The 2,767-nt window shown below is 53.8% G+C and carries 2 protein-coding genes and 2 pseudogenes; 1 reads left to right on the top strand and 3 read right to left on the bottom strand.

The window, feature by feature from the left end; genetic code table 11:
* Together AB5Y64_RS02430 and AB5Y64_RS02425 are read right to left on the bottom strand one after the other, a co-directional pair.
* Window positions 1–198, bottom strand: a pseudogene (locus AB5Y64_RS02430) (IS5/IS1182 family transposase); the annotation flags it as partial.
* 68 nt (window positions 199–266) lie between these two features.
* Window positions 267–677, bottom strand: a pseudogene (locus tag AB5Y64_RS02425) (IS5 family transposase); the annotation flags it as partial.
* Between the two features lie 269 nt (window positions 678–946).
* On the opposite strand from AB5Y64_RS02425, the gene AB5Y64_RS02420 reads away from it, so the two are divergent.
* The gene (locus AB5Y64_RS02420; RefSeq protein WP_201957185.1) at window positions 947–1,864 is read left to right on the top strand and encodes a WYL domain-containing protein; all 918 of its coding nucleotides are present in this window, start codon (window positions 947–949) and stop codon (window positions 1,862–1,864) included.
* Window positions 1,865–2,332: 468 nt separating this feature from the next.
* Here AB5Y64_RS02420 and AB5Y64_RS02415 read toward each other — a convergent pair whose 3' ends face one another.
* A complete protein-coding gene (locus AB5Y64_RS02415; RefSeq protein ID WP_279475502.1) occupies window positions 2,333–2,656 on the bottom strand; it encodes a hypothetical protein in 324 nt (107 codons plus the stop codon).
* Between the last annotated feature and the right edge of the window lie 111 nt (window positions 2,657–2,767).

The following is a 2,767-nucleotide window of genomic DNA, read 5'->3' as shown; positions in this document are numbered from 1 at the left end:
GCATGCAGTGAATGCGTAGCATGGTTTCCAGCGGATAAGGTCGCCGGCCATTACCAGCCTTGGGGTAAAACGGCTCGATGACTTCCACCATGTTTGCCATGGCAGAATCTGCTCCATGCGGGACAAGAAAATCTCTTTTCTGGTCTGACGGCGCTTACTGCTGAATTCACTGTCGGCGAAGGTGAGCTGATGACTCATGATGAACCCTGTTCCATGGCTCCAGATGACAAACATGATCTCATATCAGGGACTTGTTCGCACCTTCCCTTACGCATTTTCCACTCACCTTCGCCGTAAACCTTGAGCTCGGTGGAGTCGATGACCAGGTGTGTCACTGTCCCCTTGCTCGGTGCCCGGTAGTTGATTTCCACCGTCTTGGCCCGCTTGCTGATGCAGCTGTAATCGGGTGATTTCAGTGGCACAGCCATCAGTTTGAACAGCGAGTTAATGAAACCTTCAAGTGCGCGGAGGGGTAGATTAAAGAGCCCCTTGAGCATTAAAGCCGTTTCGATGGCTGTGTCGCTGTAGTGAAACCCTCTACCTCTGCGCCCATGGTGGATATGGCAATGCCATCGCCGGATAGCTGACGCATCCATCCAGATAGTCAGAGAACCACGTTGTACCAAAGCCTGATTGTACTGTTTCCAGTTGCTGATCTTGTGTTTTGGCTTGCCCATCTGACGCTCCTGGGGGTGAACCTAAGAGATCAGATCACTGAACTGCCGAATAGTTCCCTGATTTGAGCAACAACGCCAGTGAGAGCTGCCAAAGCTCAGCAGCACGTCGACCACTTGTTTGCTGATCCCACGTTGCTGCATACGCTGCAGTGCATGCTGGCTGTACATTGCGCTCTCCTTTGCTCTACACAATTGGTGCTGCCAGTATATGTCGCCTGTATACTCATGCCGATACTGGTTACATTCACATGTCGCATTTTGGAGCACATATGACCGCTGGGGCGCTCACCTGGGATCAGACTTTGCGTTTTCGACTGCTGGAGATCGTGTTGATGTGGGAAGGCCGCCTAACCACCAACCACCTCTGCACTGCCTTCAACATTGGCCGCCAGCAGGCGTCGAGGGATATCAACCGCTATATCCAGGAGGTCTCGCCACAAGGGCTGGAGTACGACCGCAATCTCAAGGGCTACAAACCTACCGCCCAGTTCAGCCCTCGCTTTAGCGAAGGCAAGGTGGATGAGTATCTGTTGCTGCTGCACCGAGAGAAGCAGCATCAGCGCCAGCATGAGGCAGGTGTCTTGGCGCTGCCACTGATGGACCTGCGTTACGGCCATATCGAGATCCTGGATGTGCCTAACCGCCATATCGACCCCGTCATCGTACGCGGTCTGGTGCAGGCGGCCCGCAGCCAGTTACGGGTGGATGTGGATTATGTGTCGCTCAGTTCGGCCGAGCGTAGCGGGCGCAATATAGTTCCCCATACCTTGGTCTATGACGGCATTCGCTGGCATGTGCGGGCGTATTGCGAGAAGAAGAGGGATTATCTGGACTTTGTGATGAGCCGCTTTCGGGGCAAGCCGGAGCTACTCGACGCTTCGGCCCACGGTCGAGATCAGGATCTGGAGTGGAACAATCGGGTGGTCGCTGTGGTGACCCCCAATCCCTGTCTGGGTGATGAACAGCAGGCCATTATCGCCAGCGACTATGCGATGACCGACGGCAAGTTGCTGATAGAACAGCGCGTCCCCTTGATGCATTACGCCCTGGAGCGGATGCAGGTGAGCTACAACGGGGAACATGCTAATAATCCCCTGCTCTACCCACTGGTGCTCGCCAACCGGGAGGAGCTGATCCAGCAAGGCTGTGTCTTTAAGCTCAAGAATGCAGATTTGCAAATTTCATAGCGGGCTGGTGCTTTGTAGTGGCCCAGCTCACGACGCCACTACGAGCACCTGACTGTTTATCCGTCATTCCACCCGACCAAAACGATCAGGGTCGGCTGGCACATAATCGTCCTCAAATATATTCTGCGAGCGATGGCTTTGACGCAAAGACGCGAGCGTCTCAAAGAAACAATCTTCACAGAGATGCACTTCGTATCTCTCGCCATCGTGCCGTACCGAGCCATACCCCCAGTGGGCTGACAATGTGCCGTATTCCTGTGCCATTGTCTTTGTCGTGCTGTCACCACACACATCACAGATCACATCTACGACCTGCTCCGTCGGAACTATCGCTTTTACCAACATATTGCTCCCGCATTATCTCAACACGCAACCTGTTTACCCCCGGCAAGAGCCCCATCGGACGTTGTGGGTGATGCCATCTTGCCAGCTCTTCTTTAAAACCGGTTTAAGCCCACGACCACGCCATCAATCCAGCCGCTTGTAAATCCGCGTATCGCTGGTCGATTTCCGAAACCAGTAAAAATCGGGCAATCCTGCAAACACCCTGCGCCAGTTGAATACTTCGGCCGATAATCGATCCGCCATCTTGACGATAGTCTCCGGCATATACTGGATAAGCGGCTTGCCAATCGATGCGGACAAGCAGGCCGACAGGGCTTCAAATGCCCGGGGATCCTGGCTCATCAGACTTTGCAGGTGTGGCTCCAACTTCATGAAGTTCAGGGCTTCATGCTGGGAGCAGATCCCCTCTCCGGCTTCCACGTTGTAGTAGAGGTAGAGTTTGCCCACATCGTGCAGCAATCCCCCTAAATAGCTGTTCCGAATAGTAGATCACCGGAGGAAGGGAACTCAGTCCAGTTTGTGCGATCTGATTAGTCGCTAAACAAAACAAGCCACACC

It is taken from the genome of Aeromonas sp. R5-1 (assembly GCF_040908265.1).
In the GTDB taxonomy this organism is placed as follows: Bacteria; Pseudomonadota; Gammaproteobacteria; order Enterobacterales; family Aeromonadaceae; genus Aeromonas; species Aeromonas caviae.
Note: the sequence above shows the minus strand (reverse complement) of the source record. Positions and strands in the feature narration are given on the sequence as shown.

What these genes read in the sequence shown, in the direction of transcription:
- AB5Y64_RS02420 (WP_201957185.1), top strand. Translation starts at nt 947, where the DNA reads ATGACCGCTGGGGCGCTCACCTGGGATCAGACTTTGCGTTTTCGACTG.